The following is a 24,755-nucleotide window of genomic DNA, read 5'->3' as shown; positions in this document are numbered from 1 at the left end:
TTATGACCTGTGATTGGCACTCGGTCATACTTAAGGAGAAATACAGTGACTACCCTACTTTGGATCATCGCCATGATCTTAGTGCTAGGAGCCCTAGCTTACCTTCGGGTATCTTTGCTCACTGCCACTATTGCAGCCGCTGTTGTGATGACAGCCGGATGGACACTCGATGTTGTTGGCCCTATCTCTTGGATTATCTTCCTAGTGATCGCGCTGCCCCTCAATATCAGTGCATTTAGACAAAATGTTATCAGTCGCCCACTGATGAAGATGTACCGTGGCATCATGCCCGAAATGTCTTCTACCGAAAAAGAAGCGATTGAAGCCGGTACCACTTGGTGGGAAGCCGATCTGTTTGCGGGTAACCCAAACTGGAAAAAACTCCACAACTACCCTGTCGCTCGTTTAAGTGCCGATGAGCAAGCCTTCTTAGACGGTCCAGTTGAAGAAGTGTGCCGCATGGTGAACCAACACCAAGTATCACATCAACTGGCTGATTTGCCTGCTGAAGTATGGCAATACCTGAAAGATCACGGCTTCTTCGCCATGATCATCAAGAAAAAATACGGCGGTTTAGAGTACTCAGCCTACGCCCAATCACGCGTTCTGCAAAAGCTTGCGGGTTTAAGCAGCGAGCTCGCATCCACTGTAGGTGTGCCTAACTCCTTAGGCCCTGGCGAACTGTTACAACACTATGGTACGCCTGAGCAGCAAAATCATTACCTGCCACGTTTAGCCAAAGGTTTAGAAGTCCCTTGTTTCGCGTTAACTAGCCCAGAGGCTGGTAGCGACGCGGGTTCTATCCCTGACTTTGGTGTCGTGTGTAAAGGTCAATGGGAAGGCGAAGAAGTCTTAGGTATGCGCTTAACCTGGAACAAGCGTTATATCACCCTAGCGCCAGTTGCGACTGTATTAGGTCTGGCGTTTAAACTGCGTGACCCTGATCACCTGTTAGGCGATAAAGAAGAGCTGGGCATTACCTGTGCGCTGATCCCAACTGACGTTGAAGGCGTTGAAACGGGTCGTCGTCACTTCCCGCTGAACTGTATGTTCCAAAACGGTCCTACTCGCGGTAAAGACGTATTCGTACCATTAAGCTTTATCATCGGTGGTCCGAAAATGGCTGGCCAAGGCTGGCGTATGTTGGTTGAGTGTTTGTCTGTTGGCCGTGGTATCACGCTACCATCAAACTCTGCCGGTGGCGTGAAAACAGCCGCGCTTGCAACGGGTGCCTATGCACGTATTCGTCGTCAATTCAAACTGCCGATTGGTAAGTTAGAAGGGATTGAAGAGCCAATGGCACGCATCGGTGGTAACGCCTACCTGATGGATGCAGTGACCTCATTAACTACCACAGGTATCGACTTAGGTGAAAAACCTTCGGTTATCTCGGCTATCGTGAAATATCACCTGACCGATCGTATGCAGAAATGCGTTATCGACGCCATGGATATCCACGGTGGTAAAGGTGTGTGTTTAGGCCCTAACAACTACCTAGGTCGTGGCTATCAAGCGGCTCCGATTGCGATTACCGTTGAAGGTGCAAACATCCTGACACGTTCGATGATCATCTATGGTCAAGGTGCAATCCGTTGTCATCCTTATGTATTGGCTGAAATGGAGTCAGCGTTTGACACTGAGTCTGGCCAAGGCTTAGCCAACTTCGATGCGGCCATCTTCGGTCACATTGGTTTTGCGACCAGTAACTTTGTCCGTAGCTTCTGGTTAGGTCTGACATCAAGCCGTTTCTCTAACGCGCCTTATTCAGATAAAACCAAACGTTATTATCAACATATGAACCGTTTCAGTGCCAACTTAGCCCTGCTGTCAGACTTAGCCATGGCAACCTTAGGCGGTAACTTAAAACGTAAAGAGCGTATTTCTGCCCGCTTAGGCGATCTGCTAAGCCAGTTATACCTTGCTTCTGCGACCTTAAAACGTTACCAAGATGAAGGCCGTCAAACCGACGATCTGCCACTGGTACAATGGGCGGTTGAAGATGCTCTGTACAAGTTACAGGCTTCATTAGACGATTTACTGGATAACTTCCCTATGGGTCTAGGCGGCGTATTACGCGCCATCATGTTCCCATTCGGCCGTCCACTGAAACGTCCAAGCGATGTGTTAGACCATAAAGTGGCTAAGATCATGCAAACCCCTTGTGAAAGCCGTGATCGTTTAGGTAAAGGCCAATTCTGGACTAACTCTGAGCACAATGCTGTGGGCATCCAAGAGCAAACGCTGAAGGATATTCTGGCTGCCGAACCTTTATTCGACAAAGTCTGTAAGGCCAGTGGCAAGCGTTTACCTTTCATGTGGTTAGATAAAGTCGCCGCTGAAGGTAAAGCCTTAGGTGTATTGAGTGACAGCGAAGTACAACTGTTGGAACGTGCCGAAATCGGCCGTATGAAGTCTATCAATGTGGATGACTTTGACCCAGCAGAGCTGCGCCCTGAAGTCGTCGCAACGACGTCACAGGAACGCGCCGCTTAATCGCTAAGCTGTACTGCTAAGCCCCTCTTAATAAACAAAAAGGCACTACATAGTAGTGCCTTTTTAATTTTCGCCTCACTTAACAGGCTTATCTCTTCGCAAATACCAAGCTCACCTTAGCTAACCTTGGCCTCGCCCATTATCCCTTCGCCAACGTTTCATCCGCGGTGTTGATGTTATCTTGTGCGTCAACCTCAGATTGCGATGGTTCTTCGGCCTTGGTTTTCGCTTGCTGCTCAAGCCTTTGGCGCTCAGCTTCAGCTTCCTCCTCGGCCTTGGCTTTCGCAAGGGCCGCTTCTTCCGCCGCTTTGGCCTGTGCAACTAACGCCTCTTGCTCGGCAATCGCCTGTTGGATCTTCGCTTCTTCAAGCGCCTCAACGGGCAATAGGCTGATTAACTCTATGCCATTGGGGAATTGGGTATCATTGCCTGAAACAATCACCACTTTGCCTTCTTTGGTCAGATACACTAATGGCAATGCTGTTTCGCCATAACGTTTGCGGAAATGCTCGAAGGTGAAGTTTTCAGTTAAGTTAGTGACTTTAAGCTGCGCCCCTTTCGCCATTTGACTAGCAATTTTGGCGTAGGACACCGCATCACCAAACAAACATAATCGCTGTTTGTAGGTCTCAGATAATTGATGGCGCGCGCTGCCCTGCTCGGCATTATTAAGGCCGAAGACCTTTTTAGAACCTAACACATCTTGAAAATAAAAGGTCACCAGCGGGTTTAACTGCTTATAAGGCGACATGATCAGCACTCGACCAATCCCAGTTAAATCCATATAGGTTTCAGCATGTTCTGAGGCAGGATTACCAAAATAGACGGGGATATTATCCATCCGCGCAAGACGAATGTTATCCCAGTTGCTATCGGCCAGTAGCACTTTGACATCTTTGCTTTTTAAGATTTTTGCCAGCTCGCGGGAAAACTTCGAGGCTCCGAAAATTAATAATCCTTGCGCCGAACCCGACGTCACTCCAAGGTATTTCGCCCAGCGGCCCGCGGTTAAACTTTGGATAACGACAGTGCCGATAATGATTAAAAATACCAAGGGCACGATGGCATCGGCGCCCTGCACATTGGTTGCCTCTAACTTAATGGCGAATAAGGAAGATACGGCCGCCGCCACAATCCCCCGCGGGGCAATCCAACATAGGAACCACTTATCGGCTCTTGAGAGTGACGTCCCAATGCCTGACACCCAAATACTGAGCGGCCGAGCAATCAGCATGGTCACGGCGAGCACTCCTACGCCGCCCCAGCCTAAATCCATCATGGCACTCGAATCGAGTCTTGCGGCTAACAGGATAAATAAGGCTGAAATCAACAGCACTGTCAGCGTTTCTTTAAATTCAAGGATTTCAGCAATATCCACACCGCGCATATTCGCTAGCCAAATCCCCATCACTGTCACAGTGAGTAATCCGGACTCTTCCTGCAGTAGATTGGAGCCGACAAAAATCCCCAGCATAAGGGTTAATACTGCGGTATTACGTAAATAATGCGGCAATAAATTGCGGCGGATCACTTGGCCAATTAAGTAACCTGACGCTGCGCCTAAACCTAAGCCAAGCGTGAGCATAGAACCTAGTGCATAAAGTACATGGCTGGTTTGATCGCCAGATACAGTAATGTATTCAAACACTAATACCGCCAGCAGCGCACCAATGGGATCAATCACAATCCCTTCCCAGCGTAAAATACTCGCCAGTTGCGACTTAGGCCGCACGCTGCGCAGCATAGGTACAATCACGGTCGGGCCCGTAACCACCACGAGGGCGCCAAATAACAATGCGACCTCCCAGCTAAAATTGAGCAAATAAAAGGTCGCGACACTGATACAGCCCCAGGTGATCACCATGCCGATGCTCACTAAGTGAGTCACCATGCGGCCATGGTCTTTAATCTCTTTAAAATTGAGGGTCAATGCCCCCTCAAACAGGATCACGGCGACACCGAGTGAAATGATAGGAAACAATAAATCCCCAAAGATTTCATCGGGATTGAGTACCCCAAATGCTGGGCCTAACATCAAACCACAGAGTAATAACGGTAAAATTGCAGGTAACCTAAGCTTCCAACCAACCCATTGACAAAATAACGAAAGCACCCCGATAAGTGCTAACATCCCAGTGATTTTTTCAACCATATAACTTCCTTTAGTTGGCATGGAGTGGTCTTTATTAACCCAACCTAACACGCTTTTTTCATACAGAAAAATGAACTATTGGTGATAACAATAGCAGCAAAAAATGCAGTCCTGTAACTCGAATATGCCGATTGACAGCGAATATTCAGCTTTCAGTAGAAATAAAGGGGTAACAAGAAACAATACCTTAGGCATTAGGTAAAGGTATTAAGCAGAAATACAGAGGCAAATACTCTGAAAAGATAGATAGAAAAAAGCCCCATCTTCCGATGAGGCTTATTCTATTTGGCGGAGCGGACGGGACTCGAACCCGCGACCCCCGGCGTGACAGGCCGGTATTCTAACCAACTGAACTACCGCTCCAAACTTTTATTATACCGCTACTAGAGCACTATAATTTTAACTTTCAACAACTTGACTGGCGGAGCGGACGGGACTCGAACCCGCGACCCCCGGCGTGACAGGCCGGTATTCTAACCAACTGAACTACCGCTCCACTCAAGTTGCGGTGAATAATACGGTTGAGCGTTCGAAGCGTCAACCGTTTTTTTCACTCAATTGCATCGTTTAGTTAAAATTTCGCCAAACTTAACAAAACCCCATGATAAATGAACAAAATATCTTCAAACTGGCTTCTAAAACGCCTGACTGTTGACCGTTGATTTAGCGGCGATGATCCGGCTTGTCTGGCATGGTCAAATCAATCTCATCTAGCGATGGCGCCTCTGGCTTATTCTGCCCTGCTTCATCTAACATCCGTTGCTCTGCGGCAGCCAGTGCCTGCGCGAGACTTTGACGCTTACGCCAGACTATCAGCCCCACAACCCCAAGCAGTAGTAACACAGCATTGATGGTGATGATCCAAAACAGTGCATCCTGTTTTGCCACGGCTTCTTCTTCAGCGGCCTTTTGCGCTGCAACGGCGGCTAACTCCTCGGCACTCGGCGGCGGTTCGGGTGGCTGCACTAAGTTAAAGAAAAGTTCAGGCAAATCGAGCAGGATTTCACGGCCTGTGACTGTGGTGGTCGCCACTGTGCCTTTAATTCGATAACTGCCAAACTCAGTCACAGGCGGTATTGGCAGTTCAGTGTCGCTCTCTTTAAGCCCATGAACGACGAGGGGAAGTTGCAAACCAGCTGGTCCAACAAGCTCGAATGAAAAATGGGTTTCAGCCAATTGCAGCACACTGCTATCGGCGTGCAGCATTATTTTCCATCGCCCCGTTAACGGATCATCTGGGGTGATCACCTCGGCATTCACTGGGCGTGGCGATAAGGTAAAGGGAAAAGAAACCTGTCGTTCAAACACATTATTACGGGCTTGGACCACAAAGTCATACTCACCCCAGGGCTGTTTTAGATTGATATCGCTGGTAAACATGCCATCGTCGGGTCTTTCATCGAACTTTTCGCCATTATCTTTGTAAGAGCCGACGATAATGTCACCGGCGGCAAAGTTTTCATCCCCTGCGCGATGTTTACTGACAAAATGCGCGGTCCACTCGACAAGATAATCGAGCCCCGGCATGCGCACACGCTCCGCATCACCCATCAATTGAGCAACAACTTTGGTTTCTTCACCTTGGAATAACGGCTGTGGCAATTGCTGCACTTCAATCTCAAGTTTAGAAACCCGCTTAAGTTGCGATCCCGGCACTACCTTACCCACCAGCTGCCAAGGGCCAGGCTGAGGCGACTCGATATATATAATGTCGCCAGTAATGCCATCGACCCATTTCACCGTTTCAGGGTGACGATTGGCGTACCACTTGCTGCCGTCGGGCAATACGATGACCACAGGCGCAGAGCCGTACTCCCGCTGGATCAACAGTGTCATGCTGCTGACCATATGATCCACCCGAAAGCGATTTTTAAGCTCAGAGGCGGTATCGACGGGCACCACTTTTCGAGTAGCAGGCTTGGTCGGCTTGGCTTGAGTGGCTTGACTCGGCTTGGCATCAACTGGCTTTTCGGCGCTCGCTTTCACGTCAGCGGGTTTATCTGCACTCGTTTTAGCCTCACTGACTTTGGGCTCACTAACCTTAGACGCACTGACTTGAGCATCATTGGGTTTTGCGGCACTGGGCTGCGCCTCTTGGGCCTTTGGCGCCATATTGGCGGACGGCTGAGCGGTATTAACTGCAGGTTCGGCATCGGCCGCCAGCAAAGAGGTGCTCAAGCAGAGGCCGCCGAGCACTAATGTGGTATTTCGTAGGGATTTTCGCAGCGACATCGTCATAGGCAATAAATTATCCTCTCCAGAGGCATTTTCCTGATTTTGCAACTAAATCAAGACGCTTTTCATGCATAACGAGTTCATCGGCCGATGCGCTGATCACTTTAAGATTAAGTGATGAGGGATCAAAGCGTTGGATGCCCCCCGCCTCTTGACCGACTTCATCGTTGGAGAGATTGAACTTGGTCTGTCCGCCTGTCATCGCCAAATACACATCGGCCAAGATCTCGGCGTCGAGTAATGCTCCGTGGTACAGGCGGCGGGAGTTATCGATACCGTAGCGCTTACACAGGGCGTCTAAGTTGTTCTTTTGGCCGGGATGCAAAAATTTTGCGATATCGAGGGAGTCTAAAATCTCACAGATTTCACTGGTCTTAGGCCCTAAAGGCTGCAGCAGTGAAAACTCATGGTCCATAAAGCTCACGTCGAAGTTTGCGTTATGGGCCACAATTTCTGCGCCACTGATAAAATCGATAAACTCCTGCGCTATCTGATGGAACCTAGGCTCATTGGCGACGCGCTCATCGGTGATCCCGTGAACCGCAATGGCTTCTGGGTCAATCGCTTGGCCGGGATTAATATATTGATGGTAATAACGTCCCGTTAAACGGCGGTTGATCACCTCAACACAGCCTATCTCAATAATTCTGTGGCCTAAATACACTGCACCACTGCCTTGGTTCATACCCGTGGTTTCAGTATCCAAAATAACCTGACGGCTCGCGTTTGAGATAATATTCATACTTTTATGCGCTTCTTATGACATTTTTTGGTTATACTCGGCCGGTATTTACGCTGCGGATAACCATTTGATGACTGAACTAAAACTGATCCACATCTTCACCGATGGCTCTTGCTTAGGCAACCCTGGCCCCGGTGGCTATGGCATTGTAATGAATTATAAGGGCCATACAAAGGAGATGTCAGATGGTTTTGCCCTGACGACCAATAATCGCATGGAATTATTAGCCCCCATCGTTGCCCTCGAGGCGTTAAAAGAGCCTTGCAAAGTCATTTTAACCAGCGATAGCCAATATATGCGCCAAGGGATCACCACCTGGATCCATGGCTGGAAGAAAAAAGGCTGGATGACCTCGAATCGTACACCGGTGAAAAATGTCGACCTCTGGAAACGGTTAGACAAAGCTGCCCAGCTGCATCAAATTGATTGGCGTTGGGTAAAAGGCCACGCGGGTCACGCCGAAAACGAGCGCTGCGATCAACTCGCCCGCGCCGCCGCTGAAGCAAGCCCTACCCAAGTCGATGAAGGCTATCAGGCAGAGTCCTAATACCTGCATTCATTTCGGCGCTCATTTCGGCGGTTAACGTTGCGCCGTTTACTCCCGAGATAAATGGAAAAAATTACCGCAAAACTGTACAAAGGCTAGACCTAATGACGTGGCTTGGCGGCTCTTGTGGGTGATGCGATAAAACTGTCGCTCCAGCACTAAGCCTTCAATGGTTACTAGGGCCAGCTCTTTTCGGCTAATGTCTTTATCCAGAGCCAACTCAGAGAGCACGCCCAATCCAGCGCCTTGTTTAACCGCAAGCTTGATGGCATCGGGCGTGGTAAAACAGAATTTTGCCTCGGGCTGCATACCTAATTCATTGGCTGCATTGACAAAATATTCACGTGTGCCAGAGCCTTCTTCCCTTAATACCCAAGATTGGCCTTTGACCGCTGCGGGTTTAACCGTCTGCCCCGCGAGGGGATGCGCCGGATGACAAAAGACTAATAGTCTGTCCTTATGCCAAGGTTCAATATTCAAGCGGTTATCGGTGCAATGTCCTTCGATAAACCCCATTTCGGCGCGAAATTGCGCGACCGATTGGATCACTTCTTGGGTATTGGTAATGGCCACATCCACATGGGTCTGCGTATGTTGCTGACAAAAGGCCACCGCCGCTTTTGCTAACAAATAGTTACCAATCGTGGAACTGGCGCTCACGCTTAAATGCCCGACTAAATCGCCGTCTTGGCGCGTGAACGCTTGCTCGATTTGCTCGACTCGATGTAACAAGTCCGTCGCCAGTGGCAGTAACAAATTCCCTTGGGAGTTGAGCTGTAATCGATTGCCAATCCGCTCAAATAAACGGGCGTTGAGCTGCTTTTCTAATTCGGCCAAGGCCATAGAGGTCGCAGGCGGCGACAGATTAACTTGCTCCGCCGCTTTTGCCACTTGTCCACTGCGTGCAACGGCTTCAAATACCGCAAGTTGCCTTAAGGTTATTCGCATAACAGACTCATCAATGAATGAAATTATTTGGTATGTTCGGATAAATGCCCGGTTCGACCCGCGCTCGGGGCCGTGGTCCAATTCGGCTGTAACACTTTACGTTTGTCGCGGATGGGCGTTAATGGCGACTCTAATTTACGCGCTACAATTAAATATAAGCTGCCTGCACTGGGTAGCCATGAGGCCAAGGTTTGCTGCATAAAACGGCCGTCATTAAACTCACCAATTAACGGGTGGTAGACTAAACGTTCATCGCTGACCACTTGATAGCCCAATAATCCTAACCAGTCTCGTACTCGAGAGGGCATGAAAAAACGCCCACACCAGGGTAGATTATCCTGATACTTTGGCCATAACTTACCGAGAAACACTGGGCTTAAGGGATTAAAACCTACAATAAATAAGTATCCGCCAGCGATCAGCACCCTGTCGGTTTCCCGCAGGATACGGTAAGGATCGGCTTCAAATTCGAGCAACAGACTCATCAGCACGGCATCGATCACCCCATTCTGTAGGGGTAAATGGCAAAAATCGCCAATTAACGAGGCATTAGGTTCTGAGCACAGAGAGAAATGGTGCGCAACGGGGGATGCCATACTCGAGAGATCGGCGCTTAAAGGGCCGAGTTTGAGTAAGTGGTAGCCAAACACCCTTGGCCACCAATCGGCAAGCTTATCGGCAACGGCTTGTTGGAGTGCAGGACCATTGGGCAAATCGTCCCATTGTTCGGGTTTGCGCATAGCACTGTTATACGACACAAGTCTCCTCCCTTCCCGTTACTCTTAACTTAATGGTGGATACAATCACCCATCTTACCCTTTGCCGCCTTAGCGTTGTCCCTAATGTTTGTCATGAGCAATTATCATGCACTGTCGCCAAGTGAGCCCCTCTTATGGATAATAACCTTATCTTCAAAACGAAATACAGCGATCGGCGGTGCTATGCTCACTATATCAGCGATTAATGCCTTTAATGACAATTATATCTGGGTGTTGCGACAAGACTCCCAGGAAGCCGTGTATGTGGTTGACCCGGGCGATGCCAATGTCGTGCTCGACTACTTGCGCACCCAGCAACTCTCACTAGCGGGTATTTTGATCACCCATCATCATAGGGATCACACGGGTGGGATCCCCGCCCTCGCGGCCCATGTTAAGCAGACCACAGGTCATGACTTAGCGGTTTATGGTCCACAAAGTGAAGATATTCACGGCATCAATCAGCCAATTGACCCAACGCTGAGTGATACACTCACCGTGCCTTTTATTGACTCGCCCGTGCGTATCCTGTCCGTTTCCGGGCATACGGCTGGGCATATCGCCTATCTGGTTGATGGCGCATTATTTTGCGGTGATACGCTCTTTAGTGCAGGCTGCGGCCGTTTATTTGAAGGCTCGCCAGCGCAGATGTGGCAATCCTTAAGTCTGCTCGCGGCGCTGCCCGATACAACCCGAGTGTATTGCGCCCATGAGTACACCCTCGCCAATTTAAAATTTGCCCAAGCGGTCGATGCGGATAATGAAGCGCTCAAGGCCTATGCGGAGCAAGCAAAAAACCTTCGCGTGCAAGGCAAAGCCACCATTCCTTCCACGATCGGATTAGAGCGAGCCATTAATCCCTTCCTTAGACCGTTGGCGCCCACCATAGTCAACAGCATAAAAAATCAGTTTTGTGATCAAGATCTGACTAAAGCAGATGAACTGACCTGTTTTACCCTACTCAGGCAGTGGAAAGATATTTTTTAGTAAAAAACGATCTATTTATGGCTGAAATTTATACAGTTTTTTCCATTTTTGATGATGTAAATCAAAAGTGACCCTACAAGATGTACGATAATTTAGGGACAAGATCGAAAAGATCCCATAGAATGGCTCGTTTTTGCGTGAATACTTTGCGCTCTGTGTTGCCACTATTTACATAATAATCAATTCGTTAGCTCAATGAGGCTCGATGAGGCTCGATGAGATTGTGCTGTGGCAATGCACTAACAGAGGACTATCGTTTTCCATGAGAGTATCACTTTATGTTGTAGTAGGGGGATTTGCCCTACTCACAGGTTGTCAGACTTTAGACAACCATCAGGTGACCAAACCTGAAGCTGAAACCGTCACAACTGAAAATACCGTCCCACAGTATTATCTCGCAACCGAACCTGAGTCGGCGCAAATTACTGATGTATGGGAGCGAATTCGTCAAGGAATGCAACTCCCCATTCCTGACAAGAAATTAGTTAACTATTATCGCGATTGGTACATCAAGAACCCCAAACACCTCGAAGTGATTTCTGAGCGTGCGGCGCCTTACATGTATTTGATCGTCGAAGAGCTTGAAAAGCGCCATCTCCCCATTGAGATCGCGTTGCTGCCTATTATCGAAAGCGCCTTCGATCCCAGCGCATCCTCAGCCAGTGCCGCCTCAGGGCTTTGGCAATTTACGACCCCAATGGCCAGCCATTTTGGGTTAGAGATGAACTGGTGGTACGACGGTCGTCGTGATGTGCCCGCCTCCACCGTGGCCGCGTTGGACATGCTCGAATATCTGTACGACAAAACCAATAACAATTGGCTTTATGCGATTGCAGCCTACAACTCGGGCGAGTCACGGGTCCTCAATGCGATTAAACGCAATGAAGATAAAGGCCTTAAAACCGATTTTTGGTCACTGGATCTCCCTAAAGAGACTGAGCGTTATGTGCCACAATTATTGGCCCTCGCCGAAGTGATTAAACATGCCGACGAGTACGGCATCACACTAGCGCCAATTGAAAACAGCCCTTCTATCGAAGTGGTTGATATCGATAGCCAAATTGACTTGGCCATGGCGGCTGGGCTCGCCAATATGACGACCCATGAGCTATTAAAACTCAATCCAGGATACAACCGCTGGGCCACCGCACCGACGGGACCCCATACGTTGGTATTGCCGATTGATAAGTCAGAAGAGTTTAAAAAAGCACTGGCCGAAACCGAGAGTGAAGCCCGTGTAAGTTGGCTCAGATACACCATTAAATCCGGTGACAGTATCGGTGCCATTGCCAAGAAACACCATACCACAGTCAATGCGATCCGTGCAGCTAATGGTATGAAAAATAACAATATCGTCGCGGGTAGACACCTGATTATTCCGGTCTCTGCCGACGATAAACAGCTGTATGCGATGTCAACCAGCCAGAAGTTACCTAAAAAAGCGGCAACTTCAACCTCTGGCAATAAGTTGACTTACCAAGTGAAATCCGGCGATACCCTGTGGCAAATCGCACAAAATCATAAGGTATCGGTGAAGCAGCTCACCGCTTGGAACCATTTAAGCAAAGACAGTAAATTGCAGATGGGCCAAAAACTGACGATCGTTGCGCCACAAACCCAAGCGGAAGCAGAGCAAATTCGCACCGTCAGCTATAAGGTGAAATCTGGCGATTCTTTAGCGCGTATTGCCAGCAAGTTTAAAGTGACGGTTGCCGAGCTACTCGAGTGGAACAGCTTAACCTCATCACAATATATTCAACCCGGCCAAGTGTTAAAGCTGGTGGTGGATGAAAGCAATTTAAATGCCTAATGCTGAGTTTGAAAACGACTTAGATATTGAGTTAAGTCTGACTCATCGGCGAAAGAGCCACAAGCATTAACACTTAAACCATTTGTAATAATGGTAAACAAAAAGGCAGTAACCCTAGGTTACTGCCTTTTTCATTCGCAAGGATCCAGACTAAATAGCCTCGAGTCTTATCCTTGTAGCCCGCTGTCTTTAAATCAGCAATGTAAAATACACTGCAGTTTACAAGAATGGCGCAATCTTTAGCTCGCGTTACTCAAGGGTTAGCAAGTACACGACGCGCGCCATTGCTGGCAATTCGCTTTCCAGCGCCTTAGCGGCAAATTGCGCCTCAAGATGGGCTCCTTCATTTGGGATCCCTGCCAAGGCTTTTGGCGGGATCGCAAACCTGACCACCAACTCCTCACCTGCGGCTAACTGAGTATCACGCAGAGCTTGAGTAAACATCATATCGTCAGACCAAGCCCAAAGACGCTTTCCTTGCACTGTGGTCAGTAGCAAATCGGCAGTCATGCCCGAGTGATAACGCAGTGCAACCGCCTGAGTCGAGGGATTGCGAACCGTTAATGTCGCCTTAAGGGGTTGTTTAAAATCCACAAAAGTATCGAGGGAAAGCGTCCCCGTGAGCAAAGCCTGAGACGGTTTGTTCGATACCTGTTCCACTTTTAAGCTGGATTTTGCTTCAATTCCCTGTAGTTTCGCCGCTAAATCGGCGGTCTGTACCACTTCAGGTTGTTTAGCCGCCTCGGTACGAATATCCGTTTTTGGCACATTAGTCTGGGCTTGCGGGGCAAAGCAGCCAAACAGCTGCCCCGCCACCAATGCCATCCCAAGCGGGCGCGCAATACGCGTTAATGCCTGCTTAGGTTGAAGCTTACTCCCTGACACTTGCTTAGTGGTGTGTTTTCCCATGTCTAAAAACCACCGAGTTTTTTCAGTAGGGAGTCCTTTAATTTATCCTTGGCTTTATCCGTTTCTTCCTTCAACTGATTGTTCAGCAGCGCTTGGGTATCTAAAGCATATTCAGGTTTTTGGAAGGTGCCAGTGATCGCAAGTGGAATATCAATACCAGCCAAGGCATTTTTCTCGCTACCGCCCTGACCTTTGAGGGAGTTCACTAAGGTCGTGGTCAATCGGTAATCCAAGCCTTCGGTCAGCAGGTTTGCACTGCCCTTACCCGCCACCCGTAATAGCGGTGATGACATGGCAAGATCAGGATTTGTCGCCACACCGTTCTCTAGGCTGAAGTTACCCGTCAGGCTCGAGAAGTCGGTTTTACGCTCTTCTTTGGTGTCGGCGGACATATCCCCCTTTAACTTGGCCTGCGCGCTACGGATCATTTGCGGAATATTCACCCCGTAAAGGGCACCGTCGGTAATATCAAAACGGCCATTAGCAAGTAGGTTTTTCTTCAACTGCTCTGGAATTAAACTCTTACCTTTACCCTTAACGTTGAAATTGGCCGTCCCCGCCAGAATTTCCAGCTCGGCGGCATCTTTAAGTAATGGACGGATCTGAACACCCGAGATTTGCTTATCAAATTGGTAACTGGCAACTTTCGAGCGGGCATCAACCTGCGCATTCAGCATCAACTTACCTTGGTAAAGATCCGCAGTCAGTTGCTTAAGGTCAACCACCCCATTCTTAATGCCTAAATCCATCAACCAGTTCTGCGTTGACAGGTTCGCCACCTTGATGGATTTGACCGCTAATGTCAGTTTAGCATCTAAGCCATTGAGCGCGGTAAGGTCTGGCTCTACCGCCAGAGTCTGTGAAGGCGTGGTAGCAGCTTGCTTTTCCGCCGTATCAGATTTTGGCAATAAGGCATCGAGATCAATGTCACCCAGTTGGAAATCCGCGTTAATTTGCGGCACTTTACCGCCGTAATTCACCGCCAACTTACCCGCTGCATTGATATCCATCACCGTTAATTTACTGATGTCTGCCGACAGCTGCTTTTTATCTAATGCGATTTGGCTGTTTAGGCTAACCTCAGCAGTCAGTTTTTTATTGGGGATCCCCTCGCCTTCAACTTGAGTCTCAATATCCAGCTTCTCAATCACCAGCTGATTAAAATCATGGCTTAACTTGATCTGCCCTTCGCCTTTGCTGCTCACTGTCATATCCGGCAGAGTCGCGGCAAATTCGTAGGCCATAGGCGCAAATTTATCGAGTGAAAATGCCCCCAGCGTAAATTGCTTCAAGGTTAAGGTTTGGGTTTGTCCCTTCGCTTCATCAATCAAATTGATTTCGGTGTTGGTAATCGAAACGCCGCCCACATCAATGCTCGTTAATTGTGCTTTGGCGCTTGGCTCGGCAGGCGTTGCTGGTTTTTCAGCGCCCTTGCCCGTTAAGCCATCGAGGCTCGAACTGCCATTTTTACGGGTGACCAGATTGATTTTTGCACCATCAAGGCTTAGCTGCGCAATTTCAATTTGCTTGCTAAACAGTGGCATAAGCTCAACTTCTGCCACAGCCTTATTCACTTCAAGCATCGCTTTGGGTGTAAATCCCTCGGGATTAGAGAGTGAAATCCCCCCTAGATTAATCCCAACCGTCGGGAAAAATGTCCACGACAAATCATCACCGATGACAAGCTCACGCCCAGTCTGCTTTTTAACGGCGTTGACAATTTCTGGTTTAAAATCATTAGGGTCGAAAAATACGGTGAGATATAAGGTGACTGCAACCACTAAGGTCACCAGAAGAGCTAAAAGCCGCTTAATGAATTTCATAGAAACATCCTTATCAATAACATCTTGAATTTTTGATAACACTTAACTTAGAAAGGCAAAGTTTAATGACGCCTCGCTCACGGCAATGCCATTCTCATCGGCATAAAGCATCATGCCGGGTTTTACTGTCACAGCGCCAAACTCAATCGGCACATCGATTTGGCCTTGGTTTAATTTTTCGGTCTTGATGGGCATAGCCCCTAAGGCATAAACGCCAAGATTAAAAGTAGAAAGCCTTGCCACATCACGGACATAGCCATTAATCACCACACCTTGCCAACCGTTATCGAGGGCACTTTGCGCGATCAAATCCCCTAATAACGCCCGCCGGGGTGAGCCGCCACCATCAACGACCAATACTTTTCCATGACCGGGCTGGGCCAGCACTTCTTTCACTTTGGAGTTATCTTCAAAACATTTGACCGTTACAACTTCACCCCAAAACAAACGCTTACCACCAAAACTGCGAAATTCGAGCGGTAACAGCGACAGTTTTGTAGGGTAGTGATCGAACAAATCAGGCAATAGATCAAGCATTTGGATCTCCGCGAAGTGAAAAGTTTAGACTAACCATTATTGTAGACCCCTACAAGCCCAATGCGAAACTCGACTTTTTAATGAGGTTTACACTTTAAATAGTTTATGAGCATTGGCATAAACATGATAATCTGCGATAGTTAACCTCCTATGACACCCGCTTGGGTACGTTAATTCATTATTTAGCTTCTCAACTTCTTGTAATAAAGTGAACACCAAATGACAACAGATCTTGATTTGCAAAGCGCTATTGCCGCGCTGGATGAATATGGATATGAGAAAAAAGCCTCAACGGATCTTGAGCAAGCCCGTAATAAACAACAAATGGGGAAATATATCAAATCCCTAGACTACAGTTTACGTCGATTATTGATATTGCAAGAAACTGTTAACGAAATAGTAGAAGAAAAGAAACATCAGCTCGCACAACAAGAAAACATTCAAACCTATAAAACCAAAATCATTAACCTCTCTCGCGAATTAAACCTTTCCTACGAAGAAGTTTTAGCCATCATGGCAGAGTCTAGCACTAAGAAATAACCCTCTTCGATAATCAGCACTTCTTACCCTTTCCGCAAACATCTCGATTCAATACGGAATAACAGGATTTTTGCTTGAGTGATTTCGGCGGTCTTAAGCGTCATTAGACATCATTCATGATTAATGCATGATTTTAGCGAATGGCGTTTAGAGAACAGATATAAGGCGCTCAGTTAGCGCCTTATATCTGGGTGATGGATTACTGCTCTAACATTAATTGGCGAATATATTTCACCGGTGCACTGCCATAACTTAAAAACTTCTCATGGAATGCTTTTAGGTCAAAATCCTTGCCTTTGAGCTGCTTATATTCTTCGCGGAAATCGTAAATTTCACGGTAACCCGAGTAGTAACTGGTCAGCTGCACTTGGCTTAGGGTGGCACGGCGCCATTTACCTTCCGCCTCAGCACGTTGCTGGAACGCTTCATCCATCATCAGACTAATGGCTTGCTCTTCAGTCATGCCTTTAACATGAATGCTGTAGTCTAAGATAGTGTTACAGATAACACGTAAATTCCACTTGTAATACATCAACCACATTTCAGGCTCGAAATTACCATAACCCTCTTCAAGCATCATGCGTTCGGTATAAACAGCCCAACCTTCGACCATAGCGCCATTACCAAATAAGCTTTTCACTAAGCTTGGTGACTCATTGGAATAAACTAATTGGGTGTAGTGTCCAGGAATCGCCTCATGGATATTTAAAATCTGTAATATCCAGTGGTTATATTCGCGTAAATAGCTTTCTGCAGATTCATCACTCATACCATCGAGTGGCGTGACGTTATAATAGGTATTGCCTAATTTATCATAAGGGCCAGGCGCACTAATCGAAGCTCCCGCATAACCACGCATATACTCAGGGGTTTCACGCACGACTAATGGTTTTTTAGGATCTAAGGTCACTAAGTCTTTTTGATTTACAAATTCAATCAACTCAGGAATTTGTTTACGTACTTCGCTCACAAAGTCATCACGCTTAACGTGCTCTGTCGATAATTTATCAATCAATTGGCGAATCGCGATTTTATTGTCGGCAGGTTTTGGCGTAGTGAAATATTTTGGCCACAGCTTGTCGGTGATCTTCGCCATTTCACCTTGCACTCTTTCTTTATCTGCCATGGCTTTTTGATAGAGCTGTTTTGCTGTCATACCCGCTTGGATATCAAAGGCAAACTTTTGCTCGTATAATTCTTCACCAATTCTAAAACTGCGGGCACCGTCTTTTTTCAGTTGGCTAACCTGTGCATTTAACCAAGTAATATGTTCGTTAATCGCTTGCGTTGTCGTGTCGAAACGGGATTTAAACAGCGATTTTTCCGCATCTGACAGACCAGAATCCGCCACTTGCTTCAATAAATCATCGGAGAAGACCGAAAACGCACCTTGGTTTTGCATCACAGCCAATTCAGTGTGTTCTAGGGTTGGCTGCTGAATATTGCTGCGCGCAGCGGCGTAATAAGCAGGGATATTTTCCATTCTGGCCAATACGGAACGTAATCTGTCATCCAGTGGCGCAAAGTTTTCATTGATGATTTGTGCAAAGCCGCCCGCTACGTTATAGCTCGAGGGATCCCATTGCCATGATTTAAAGTCAGTGATTTCCCACGCCATGCTGTTTAGTAGATTATCAATCAAGTGATAATCGATGGTTTCGTTAGAGCTCAGTGACTTAAGTTCAAACTGTTTCAGCTTTGCCTGCTGGGCTTTTGCAAAGGCAAGCGTCTTAACACGGCTCGCTTCATTGGGGATTTCTAAATAGCCATCATTAACGTGTTTGCCGCTGTAGAGTGCCCAGGTTGGCGCTAATTGCCACAGATCATCGATAAAGGTCTGGCTAAATTGTGCAAAGGCGCTGGTCTTCACATCAGCACTGACGGCGCTTGATTTGGTGGTATCGGCTGACGCTTGGGTTGATTGCGATTGGCAACCCGCTAGGCCTGTGAGCGATAACAAGATCGCAAGAGAGATGGCGGTTTTCTTCATTCTTTTTCGTCCTTTTTATATTTATGCGTTAATTCCAGTGCCTCGAGGCGACCGTAAGCATCTAAAACTTAACTCATAAGATGCCAATAAAAGGACTTAAGTTAATCATATCAGCCGCCTAATTGCAGCTGTGTTGCAAGCGAATACATGCCCAGTTACAAATTTGTAAGCTCGAGTGCCGATAGCGCTCAGCTATCAACCTGCGTGAGATAATCCCCTATTCCACTATCGCTACTGCTATAATAGCTACCTGCTTCGCTGTTCGCCTCAGGCTTACAGTTTGCCAATAAATCATTTAGTTGAGACTCTCAATGCCATTCTCCCAACTTGGATTACACAGCGCGCTTGTCAAAGCGGTGACTGAACTGGGTTACACGACCCCCACGCCGATACAGACAAAGGCCATTCCCAGCATTTTAGCGGGCAAGAATGTGCTTGCCGCGGCGCAAACGGGCACAGGTAAAACCGCCAGTTTTGTGCTGCCGCTGCTACACAGATTCGCCGATGCCCCCAAGATCCGCCCTAAGCGAGTGCGCGCCATCATACTCACCCCCACGCGTGAGTTAGCGCTTCAGGTCGAAGAAAATATCAACCAATACGCCAAGTATTTACCTTTAACGGCCATGGCGATGTACGGTGGTGTCGACGCCGCGCCGCAAAAGAAACGGCTGATTGAAGGCGTCGATTTACTGGTGGCCACACCCGGGCGTTTACTCGACATGTATACCCAAAGGGCCATCCGTTTCGATGAAGTCTCAGTATTGGTGCTCGACGAAGCCGACCGCATGCTCGATATGGGCTTTATCGAAGACATTAATAGCATCATCGAAAAGCTGCCTGAGCAGAGACAAAATCTCTTATTTTCAGCCACCTTATCAAAACAGGTGAAAGCGCTGGCAAAATCCGCTATTCCGGACGCCATCGAAATTGAAATCAGCCGTAAGAGCGCGGCGTCGACTCATATTGACCAATGGTTGACCACGGTCGATAAAGATAAAAAGTCAGCGTTGCTGAGTCATTTGATCCAAGAAAATAACTGGTCACAGGCGTTAATTTTTATCCAAACCAAACACGGCGCCGCCAAATTGGTTAGCCAGTTAGAAAAGCGTGGCATTGTTGCGGAGGCTTTTCACAGTGGTCGTAGCCAAGCGGTGCGTGAGCAACTGCTTATCGATTTTAAAGCGGGGAAAGTCTCCTTCTTGGTCGCTACGGGTGTCGCCTCACGCGGTATTGATATCGATGCCTTAGCGCGGGTGATTAACTACGACTTACCCGATGAAGCCGACGACTATATTCACCGCATTGGCCGTACCGGACGTGCGGGTAACCAAGGTGAAGCGATTTCCTTTGTTTCTAAGGATGATTTCAGAAACCTATGCGCCATTGAGCGCCGCTTAGGTCATGTTATCGTACGCAGGGAGATAGCAGGCTTTGAGCCGAAAAAAGTCGTGCCGATTTCCATACTCGATTTTGTGCCTAAATCGGCATCGACAACAGAGCGTAAACCCCATAAACCCGCCGACACAAGTGCTCAACCCCGCCCCTATTCGAGTGGCAAGCCGGGCACCTTTGAGGCGACACAAGCCAAGAAGCATCGCAGTGCCAAAACGACTCCTGCGCCTAAGGCCCCAAAGACAGGGACGGATAGTCGCTCAGGTACTCACTCAAGTGCTTACTCAGATAGCCGCCCTGCGAATCCACTGCAAGCTAATCCATGGCAAAACAGCATCAAGCCGCAGGGGGATACCGAACCCCAGGCAAATCCTTGGCACAAAAGCACTAAGTGAATTAGCAGTTTATTAACGAATTAACTCAAAATAGCAGAAGCAAATATGACGATTATTTTTACAACCAACCTCGGTGATATCAGTATCGAACTCGATATGGAGCGCGCGCCCGTTACCGCCAAAAACTTTATCCGCTACTGCCAAGAAGGTTTTTATGAACACACGATTTTCCATCGAGTGATCAAAGGCTTTATGATCCAAGGCGGTGGTTTTACCGCCAAAATGAAGGAAAAGCCCACCCACGAGCCGATTGTCAACGAAGCCAACAAAGGCCTATCGAATGTGTTTGGCACTATCGCTATGGCCCGTACCGATGCACCGCACTCGGCGACCGCGCAGTTTTTTATCAATACGGCCAACAATGAGTTCCTCGACCACACGGCAACCACCAACAACGGTTGGGGTTATGCGGTATTTGGTAAAGTCACCGCGGGACTCGAGGTCGTGCTGCAAATTGAAGGCGTAAAAACCACCCGTGTTGCAGGCCATGAGGACGTGCCCCGTGAGCCGATTATTATCGAAAAAGTAACTATTGTTGAAAAATAGTCATTCTCGTTGAATAAGTTACTTTATCTAATCGAGGGAGAGTGTGGCGTTACTTAGCTGTGACCAGCAATAACACCGCAATTCCTTGATAGATAAAACTTTGGTTTTAAAGCCTAGAGAGAAAAAAGGAGCACTCAACCCAATGGTTAGTTGCTCCTTTTTGTTTATTAACGTCAGTTATTAGAGACAAACGCTGCTGTAATAGCGTTAATCTAGATCTTTCAGCGGCCACAGCACGATATGATCTTCAATATCTTTAACCCTGCGCTCATCCACCACTTTGCCTTGAATCGACATCCCCGCAAGGTACATAGCTTCTTTAGAGCCAGTGAGTAATGGATGCCAGCTTGGCAATTCTCGACCAGCTGCTAAACGACGGTAGGCACAACTATCGGGTAACCACGTCAGTTCATGGACGTTTTGCGGTGTGATCACAGTACATTGGGGAACATGGCTAAAACGGTCACTATAATGCTTGCAGCTGGCACTTTGATGATCGAGCAATAGGCAAGCTGCATTGGTGTAATACAACTCCTCAGTTTCATCATCGATCAACTTGTTTAAACAACACTTACCACAACCATCGCAGAGGGACTCCCACTCCTGCGATGTCAACTCGGTTAACGCTTTATTCTGCCAAAATGCCATGTTTACGCTTATCTTCATAATAAAAAACCCGCTTAATGCGGGCCATTTTACACCAATTTACTGGGGAGTCTTAATTCTCTCCGATAAATGCACCACAGAGATGCCAAAATAATCGCCCTCGCCTAAATAATTCACCGCTTGCCAGTGCATTAAGGCGCGGTAATTGCCATAGACCAAATATTTTCGGCCCTTGGCACCGTCGGGCATGATAAGCGAAGCGTGAATATCCTCACGATTCGGTAAATCCGTATTATCGAAACGCCTGACACCTAGCTGTTGCCACTTGGCTAAGGTTTGGGATTGATTGAGTCCGATAAACTCGGCCTTCAGATCCACCGGTGCTTGAACCTGACGTCCCCAGGTATCCTCCCCATTCCAGCCCTGCTGCTTAAGCAGGTTCGCGGCAGAGGCAAAGGCATCGGCCACATTGTGCCAAATGTCTTTTTTGCCATCACCGTCGCCATCTTGGCCGTAGGCTAAATATTCACTCGGAAGCAATTGGGTTTGCCCCATAAAGCCTTTGTCATTGCTTTTAAGATCTTCAAACTTAAGATGCTCTTTATCCATGATGGAAAGCGCAGCCATAAACTCCCGCTGGTAACGCGCCGTATCTTCGTCCGTAAAGGCTAACGACGCCATCACAGACAGCACAGGATAATCCCCCGACGCATCACCAAAGTTAGACACTAAGCCCCAGAGCGCCACTAAAAACCGCGGCTGCACTTGATACTTATCAGCAATATTGCTCAATAGCACCTCATGCTCGTTAAAGAGCACGCGCGCCGTATCCACCTTCCATTCTGGAACGACTTCTGGCAAATAGGTTTCAAGGGTTTTAGATTGGCTTGGCGCTGCGGCCACATTGGCTTTTTTAAAGCGTTTTATCTGCGGGAAAGCGGCGTTGATCGTCGCTTGGCTAATGCCTTGGGCACTTGCCTCTTGTTTTAGCTTAAGGAGGTAATCGTTGAAGGAAGCGTCTTGCCCTCGCGCGCTATGGCTTATCAAGGGCAAGAAAATCAATGTACATGCTGCAACGCGTTTAAGGAGGGTCTTTGGCATATACCTTTGTCCGCAGTTTATGGGCTAGTCTTTAATCCCAAGACTTTCTCTGTGTTCGGCCAATAAATTAACCTGCGGTGGCGGAATTTGTAAATAAAAACCCTTTTCCTCGAGTGCTGCTCTGACCTTTTGAATATCGGCGATACCGAGGGATTCACGCTTAGCGATGGGGAACACCATCACTAACTGAGGCACGCCAAACATATCCAACAGCGCTTGGGGAACATCATCAAAGCAGTCCCTTTTGTTCACAAATAAATAAGTTTCAGCCTTTCGACTACTTTTATAAACCGCACATAGCATAAGAGTATAAATATCCAATAGTTCAAACTTGCCAGTCAATGGGGCACACTATAACATGGTCGCCTAGTAATTTAATTGTAAAATCAGCGAACCGTCTGATGATTTCTGGAGAATAGTGCCGGGATGTCAAAACCTAGCTTAGAGTTAAAAGGCGCTTCTTTTACTCTTTCAGTGCTTCATATCAATAGCAGCGACTTAAATGCTGTCATGGCTGAATTAGATAGCAAATTGGCACAAGCCCCTCAATTTTTTCTGGGTGCCCCTTTAGTCGTCAACCTCAGCGCCATCCAAGATAACGATTTCAATTTACATGGCTTAAAAGAGTTATTACTTTCCCGCCAGTTAGTTATCGTCGGGATCACCGGGGCAACCATCGCTCTCAGTAATCAAGCCAAAACCCTAGGACTTGCCATCGTCAAGGCGGGCAAACAAAGCGTGACACCTCCACCCGCGCCTCGTCAAACGAAGGTTTTGAAGCAAAATATCCGCTCAGGCCAGCAGGTCTATGCAAAAAATGGCGATTTAATCATATTTGGTGCCGTAGGTAATGGCGCTGAAGTCATCGCCGATGGTAGCATTCATATTTATGGCGCATTACGAGGAAAAGCCATGGCGGGCGCGGCCGGCGACAGCAGCGCGGTGATCATCGCCCATTCCCTCGAGGCTGAATTAGTTTCAATAGCAGGGCAATATTGGCTCGCTGAAAATCTACAACAACATAGCTCAGATAAAAGCGGCTGCATTCGCTTAAATGGCGAGTCGCTTATCGTTGAATCATTGCCCCTCTAAATGGCATAAAAAAGGATAGAGAGAAACATGGCACAAATTATTGTTGTCACTTCAGGTAAAGGTGGTGTTGGTAAAACCACATCCAGTGCGGCGATTGCAACTGGACTTGCAATACAAGGGCATAAAACTGTTGTTATCGATTTCGATATTGGTTTACGTAACTTAGATTTGATCATGGGCTGCGAGCGCCGCGTTGTCTATGACTTTGTCAATGTAATTAACGGCGAAGCCAATTTAAATCAGGCACTGATTAAAGACAAACGCTGTGAAAAACTGTTTGTACTGCCTGCATCGCAAACCCGCGATAAAGATGCACTGACCAAAGAAGGCGTGGGTCGTGTGCTCGATGATTTAGCGAAAGAATTTGATTTTATTATTTGTGACTCTCCCGCAGGGATTGAGCAAGGCGCAATGATGGCACTGTATTTTGCCGATATCGCTATTGTGACCACCAACCCTGAAGTGAGCTCGGTTCGCGACTCTGACCGTATTCTGGGCATGCTGCAGAGCAAGTCGCGCCGCGCCGAACTGAATTTAGAGCCGATAAAAGAGTACTTACTGCTGACTCGTTATTCGCCGAGTCGCGTAAAATCGGGCGAAATGTTAAGTGTTGACGATGTAAAAGAAATCCTTGCCATTGAATTACTTGGTGTTATCCCTGAATCACAATCTGTACTCAAGGCCTCTAACTCGGGTGTGCCTGTGATTATCGATCAAGAGAGTGATGCAGGTGCGGCTTACAGTGATACGGTCGCGCGTTTACTGGGTGAAGATGTGCCAGTACGCTTCATTACGGAAGAGAAAAAAGGTTTCTTACAACGGATATTTGGTAGCTAATTATGTCTTTACTCGACTATTTCAAAAGCAAGAAAAAGCCTAGCACTGCGGTAATGGCAAAAGAGCGACTACAAATTATTGTGGCCCATCAACGTGGACAACGGGATACCCCCGATTATTTTCCACAGATGAAACAAGAAATTATCGCCGTTATCCGCAAATATGTGCATATTTCTGATGATCAAGTTTCTGTGCAGTTAGATCAGAACGACGATAACCTGTCGGTACTCGAACTTAACGTCACACTGCCTGACAGATAAGTCGAGCGTTGGCGTCATCCTCATCACGGGGATGACGCTTTCTGCTGCGTGTTTG

22 protein-coding genes and 2 tRNA genes are annotated in these 24,755 nt (G+C 47.6%); 10 read left to right on the top strand and 14 right to left on the bottom strand.

Annotation, left to right across the window (positions count from 1 at the left end):
- Positions 1 to 45 precede the first annotated feature (45 nt).
- Positions 46 to 2,493 carry an acyl-CoA dehydrogenase FadE gene (gene fadE / locus CBX96_RS04445; protein WP_109285854.1) on the top strand — a complete coding sequence of 816 codons (2,448 nt, stop codon included), beginning with the start codon at positions 46 to 48 and terminating at the stop codon, positions 2,491 to 2,493.
- Positions 2,494 to 2,632: 139 nt separating this feature from the next.
- Here fadE and CBX96_RS04440 read toward each other — a convergent pair whose 3' ends face one another.
- The 5 genes from CBX96_RS04440 to dnaQ all read right to left on the bottom strand — a co-directional run bounded on the left by CBX96_RS04440 (position 2,633) and on the right by dnaQ (position 7,622).
- A complete protein-coding gene (locus tag CBX96_RS04440) occupies positions 2,633 to 4,645 on the bottom strand; it encodes a sodium:proton antiporter (protein ID WP_109285853.1) in 2,013 nt (670 codons plus the stop codon).
- A 286-nt stretch (positions 4,646 to 4,931) separates the two neighbouring features.
- A tRNA-Asp gene (locus tag CBX96_RS04435) sits at positions 4,932 to 5,008 on the bottom strand.
- A gap of 56 nt (positions 5,009 to 5,064) precedes the next feature.
- Positions 5,065 to 5,141: transfer RNA gene (locus CBX96_RS04430), tRNA-Asp, on the bottom strand.
- A gap of 167 nt (positions 5,142 to 5,308) precedes the next feature.
- Positions 5,309 to 6,883, bottom strand: coding sequence for a TIGR03503 family protein (locus CBX96_RS04425; protein WP_109285852.1), 1,575 nt, complete (start codon positions 6,881 to 6,883; stop codon positions 5,309 to 5,311).
- A 10-nt stretch (positions 6,884 to 6,893) separates the two neighbouring features.
- Positions 6,894 to 7,622 (bottom strand): DNA polymerase III subunit epsilon, encoded by a 729-nt coding sequence (dnaQ, locus tag CBX96_RS04420; RefSeq protein ID WP_109285851.1) that lies wholly within the window; start codon positions 7,620 to 7,622, stop codon positions 6,894 to 6,896.
- 70 nt (positions 7,623 to 7,692) lie between these two features.
- Here dnaQ and rnhA point away from each other — a divergent pair, with 70 nt between their 5' ends.
- Positions 7,693 to 8,169 carry a ribonuclease HI gene (rnhA, locus tag CBX96_RS04415; protein ID WP_109285850.1) on the top strand — a complete coding sequence of 159 codons (477 nt, stop codon included), beginning with the start codon at positions 7,693 to 7,695 and terminating at the stop codon, positions 8,167 to 8,169.
- Positions 8,170 to 8,217: 48 nt separating this feature from the next.
- On the opposite strand, the gene CBX96_RS04410 is transcribed toward rnhA, so the two are convergent.
- Together CBX96_RS04410 and CBX96_RS04405 are read right to left on the bottom strand one after the other, a co-directional pair.
- A complete protein-coding gene (locus CBX96_RS04410) occupies positions 8,218 to 9,117 on the bottom strand; it encodes a LysR substrate-binding domain-containing protein (protein WP_011717298.1) in 900 nt (299 codons plus the stop codon).
- Between the two features lie 23 nt (positions 9,118 to 9,140).
- Positions 9,141 to 9,875 (bottom strand): class I SAM-dependent methyltransferase, encoded by a 735-nt coding sequence (locus CBX96_RS04405; protein WP_088211290.1) that lies wholly within the window; start codon positions 9,873 to 9,875, stop codon positions 9,141 to 9,143.
- Between the two features lie 183 nt (positions 9,876 to 10,058).
- Here CBX96_RS04405 and gloB point away from each other — a divergent pair, with 183 nt between their 5' ends.
- Both gloB and CBX96_RS04395 read left to right on the top strand, forming a co-directional pair.
- Positions 10,059 to 10,862 carry a hydroxyacylglutathione hydrolase gene (gene gloB, locus CBX96_RS04400; protein WP_109285849.1) on the top strand — a complete coding sequence of 268 codons (804 nt, stop codon included), beginning with the start codon at positions 10,059 to 10,061 and terminating at the stop codon, positions 10,860 to 10,862.
- A gap of 262 nt (positions 10,863 to 11,124) precedes the next feature.
- Entirely contained in the window at positions 11,125 to 12,672 is a 1,548-nt protein-coding gene (locus tag CBX96_RS04395; protein ID WP_109286027.1) for a LysM peptidoglycan-binding domain-containing protein, read from the top strand.
- Positions 12,673 to 12,921: 249 nt separating this feature from the next.
- Here CBX96_RS04395 and CBX96_RS04390 read toward each other — a convergent pair whose 3' ends face one another.
- Genes CBX96_RS04390 through CBX96_RS04380 form a run of 3 tightly spaced genes read right to left on the bottom strand, consistent with a single transcriptional unit; the run spans position 12,922 to position 15,941 of the window.
- Positions 12,922 to 13,581 carry a BsuPI-related putative proteinase inhibitor gene (locus CBX96_RS04390; RefSeq protein ID WP_109285848.1) on the bottom strand — a complete coding sequence of 220 codons (660 nt, stop codon included), beginning with the start codon at positions 13,579 to 13,581 and terminating at the stop codon, positions 12,922 to 12,924.
- Positions 13,582 to 13,583: 2 nt separating this feature from the next.
- On the bottom strand, positions 13,584 to 15,404 hold the full coding sequence (locus tag CBX96_RS04385) for an AsmA family protein (RefSeq protein ID WP_109285847.1): 1,821 nt from the start codon (positions 15,402 to 15,404) through the stop codon (positions 13,584 to 13,586).
- A 42-nt stretch (positions 15,405 to 15,446) separates the two neighbouring features.
- The gene (locus CBX96_RS04380; RefSeq protein WP_109285846.1) at positions 15,447 to 15,941 is read right to left on the bottom strand and encodes a putative 4-hydroxy-4-methyl-2-oxoglutarate aldolase; all 495 of its coding nucleotides are present in this window, start codon (positions 15,939 to 15,941) and stop codon (positions 15,447 to 15,449) included.
- Positions 15,942 to 16,160: 219 nt separating this feature from the next.
- Here CBX96_RS04380 and CBX96_RS04375 point away from each other — a divergent pair, with 219 nt between their 5' ends.
- Positions 16,161 to 16,481 (top strand): hypothetical protein, encoded by a 321-nt coding sequence (locus CBX96_RS04375; RefSeq protein WP_109285845.1) that lies wholly within the window; start codon positions 16,161 to 16,163, stop codon positions 16,479 to 16,481.
- 199 nt (positions 16,482 to 16,680) lie between these two features.
- Here the strand turns inward: CBX96_RS04375 and CBX96_RS04370 are convergent, their stop codons facing one another.
- Positions 16,681 to 18,471, bottom strand: coding sequence for a DUF885 domain-containing protein (locus CBX96_RS04370; protein ID WP_109285844.1), 1,791 nt, complete (start codon positions 18,469 to 18,471; stop codon positions 16,681 to 16,683).
- A gap of 311 nt (positions 18,472 to 18,782) precedes the next feature.
- Here CBX96_RS04370 and CBX96_RS04365 point away from each other — a divergent pair, with 311 nt between their 5' ends.
- Together CBX96_RS04365 and CBX96_RS04360 are read left to right on the top strand one after the other, a co-directional pair.
- Positions 18,783 to 20,258, top strand: a complete 1,476-nt coding sequence (locus tag CBX96_RS04365) for a DEAD/DEAH box helicase (RefSeq protein WP_109285843.1) — start codon at positions 18,783 to 18,785, stop codon at positions 20,256 to 20,258.
- A gap of 45 nt (positions 20,259 to 20,303) precedes the next feature.
- The gene (locus CBX96_RS04360; RefSeq protein ID WP_086904117.1) at positions 20,304 to 20,804 is read left to right on the top strand and encodes a peptidylprolyl isomerase; all 501 of its coding nucleotides are present in this window, start codon (positions 20,304 to 20,306) and stop codon (positions 20,802 to 20,804) included.
- A 207-nt stretch (positions 20,805 to 21,011) separates the two neighbouring features.
- On the opposite strand, the gene CBX96_RS04355 is transcribed toward CBX96_RS04360, so the two are convergent.
- The 3 genes from CBX96_RS04355 to CBX96_RS04345 are packed head-to-tail and all read right to left on the bottom strand — an operon-like array spanning position 21,012 to position 22,814.
- The gene (locus tag CBX96_RS04355; RefSeq protein ID WP_109285842.1) at positions 21,012 to 21,452 is read right to left on the bottom strand and encodes a YcgN family cysteine cluster protein; all 441 of its coding nucleotides are present in this window, start codon (positions 21,450 to 21,452) and stop codon (positions 21,012 to 21,014) included.
- Between the two features lie 57 nt (positions 21,453 to 21,509).
- Positions 21,510 to 22,511: a lytic transglycosylase domain-containing protein gene (locus CBX96_RS04350; protein WP_109285841.1), complete on the bottom strand. Its 1,002-nt coding sequence runs from the start codon at positions 22,509 to 22,511 to the stop codon at positions 21,510 to 21,512.
- A gap of 24 nt (positions 22,512 to 22,535) precedes the next feature.
- Entirely contained in the window at positions 22,536 to 22,814 is a 279-nt protein-coding gene (locus CBX96_RS04345; protein ID WP_089067656.1) for a YcgL domain-containing protein, read from the bottom strand.
- Positions 22,815 to 22,937: 123 nt separating this feature from the next.
- On the opposite strand from CBX96_RS04345, the gene minC reads away from it, so the two are divergent.
- Genes minC through minE form a run of 3 tightly spaced genes read left to right on the top strand, consistent with a single transcriptional unit; the run spans position 22,938 to position 24,700 of the window.
- Positions 22,938 to 23,603: a septum site-determining protein MinC gene (gene minC, locus CBX96_RS04340; RefSeq protein ID WP_011622936.1), complete on the top strand. Its 666-nt coding sequence runs from the start codon at positions 22,938 to 22,940 to the stop codon at positions 23,601 to 23,603.
- Positions 23,604 to 23,630: 27 nt separating this feature from the next.
- Positions 23,631 to 24,440 carry a septum site-determining protein MinD gene (minD, locus tag CBX96_RS04335; RefSeq protein WP_011717313.1) on the top strand — a complete coding sequence of 270 codons (810 nt, stop codon included), beginning with the start codon at positions 23,631 to 23,633 and terminating at the stop codon, positions 24,438 to 24,440.
- Between the two features lie 2 nt (positions 24,441 to 24,442).
- A complete protein-coding gene (minE, locus tag CBX96_RS04330; protein ID WP_011622938.1) occupies positions 24,443 to 24,700 on the top strand; it encodes a cell division topological specificity factor MinE in 258 nt (85 codons plus the stop codon).
- The last annotated feature ends 55 nt before the right edge of the window (positions 24,701 to 24,755 follow it).

Origin of the sequence: Shewanella sp. BC20, assembly GCF_003129585.1 — a bacterium.
GTDB classification, from domain to species: Bacteria; Pseudomonadota; Gammaproteobacteria; order Enterobacterales; family Shewanellaceae; genus Shewanella; species Shewanella seohaensis.
Note: the sequence above shows the minus strand (reverse complement) of the source record. Positions and strands in the feature narration are given on the sequence as shown.

What these genes read in the sequence shown, in the direction of transcription:
- CBX96_RS04440 (WP_109285853.1), bottom strand. Translation starts at nt 4,645, where the DNA reads ATGGTTGAAAAAATCACTGGGATGTTAGCACTTATCGGGGTGCTTTCG.
- CBX96_RS04425 (WP_109285852.1), bottom strand. Translation starts at nt 6,883, where the DNA reads ATGACGATGTCGCTGCGAAAATCCCTACGAAATACCACATTAGTGCTC.
- dnaQ (WP_109285851.1), bottom strand. Translation starts at nt 7,622, where the DNA reads ATGAATATTATCTCAAACGCGAGCCGTCAGGTTATTTTGGATACTGAA.
- rnhA (WP_109285850.1), top strand. Translation starts at nt 7,693, where the DNA reads ATGACTGAACTAAAACTGATCCACATCTTCACCGATGGCTCTTGCTTA.
- CBX96_RS04410 (WP_011717298.1), bottom strand. Translation starts at nt 9,117, where the DNA reads ATGCGAATAACCTTAAGGCAACTTGCGGTATTTGAAGCCGTTGCACGC.
- gloB (WP_109285849.1), top strand. Translation starts at nt 10,059, where the DNA reads ATGCTCACTATATCAGCGATTAATGCCTTTAATGACAATTATATCTGG.
- CBX96_RS04395 (WP_109286027.1), top strand. Translation starts at nt 11,125, where the DNA reads ATGAGAGTATCACTTTATGTTGTAGTAGGGGGATTTGCCCTACTCACA.
- CBX96_RS04390 (WP_109285848.1), bottom strand. Translation starts at nt 13,581, where the DNA reads ATGGGAAAACACACCACTAAGCAAGTGTCAGGGAGTAAGCTTCAACCT.
- CBX96_RS04385 (WP_109285847.1), bottom strand. Translation starts at nt 15,404, where the DNA reads ATGAAATTCATTAAGCGGCTTTTAGCTCTTCTGGTGACCTTAGTGGTT.
- CBX96_RS04380 (WP_109285846.1), bottom strand. Translation starts at nt 15,941, where the DNA reads ATGCTTGATCTATTGCCTGATTTGTTCGATCACTACCCTACAAAACTG.
- CBX96_RS04375 (WP_109285845.1), top strand. Translation starts at nt 16,161, where the DNA reads ATGACAACAGATCTTGATTTGCAAAGCGCTATTGCCGCGCTGGATGAA.
- CBX96_RS04370 (WP_109285844.1), bottom strand. Translation starts at nt 18,471, where the DNA reads ATGAAGAAAACCGCCATCTCTCTTGCGATCTTGTTATCGCTCACAGGC.
- CBX96_RS04365 (WP_109285843.1), top strand. Translation starts at nt 18,783, where the DNA reads ATGCCATTCTCCCAACTTGGATTACACAGCGCGCTTGTCAAAGCGGTG.
- CBX96_RS04360 (WP_086904117.1), top strand. Translation starts at nt 20,304, where the DNA reads ATGACGATTATTTTTACAACCAACCTCGGTGATATCAGTATCGAACTC.
- CBX96_RS04355 (WP_109285842.1), bottom strand. Translation starts at nt 21,452, where the DNA reads ATGGCATTTTGGCAGAATAAAGCGTTAACCGAGTTGACATCGCAGGAG.
- CBX96_RS04350 (WP_109285841.1), bottom strand. Translation starts at nt 22,511, where the DNA reads ATGCCAAAGACCCTCCTTAAACGCGTTGCAGCATGTACATTGATTTTC.
- CBX96_RS04345 (WP_089067656.1), bottom strand. Translation starts at nt 22,814, where the DNA reads ATGCTATGTGCGGTTTATAAAAGTAGTCGAAAGGCTGAAACTTATTTA.
- minC (WP_011622936.1), top strand. Translation starts at nt 22,938, where the DNA reads ATGTCAAAACCTAGCTTAGAGTTAAAAGGCGCTTCTTTTACTCTTTCA.
- minD (WP_011717313.1), top strand. Translation starts at nt 23,631, where the DNA reads ATGGCACAAATTATTGTTGTCACTTCAGGTAAAGGTGGTGTTGGTAAA.
- minE (WP_011622938.1), top strand. Translation starts at nt 24,443, where the DNA reads ATGTCTTTACTCGACTATTTCAAAAGCAAGAAAAAGCCTAGCACTGCG.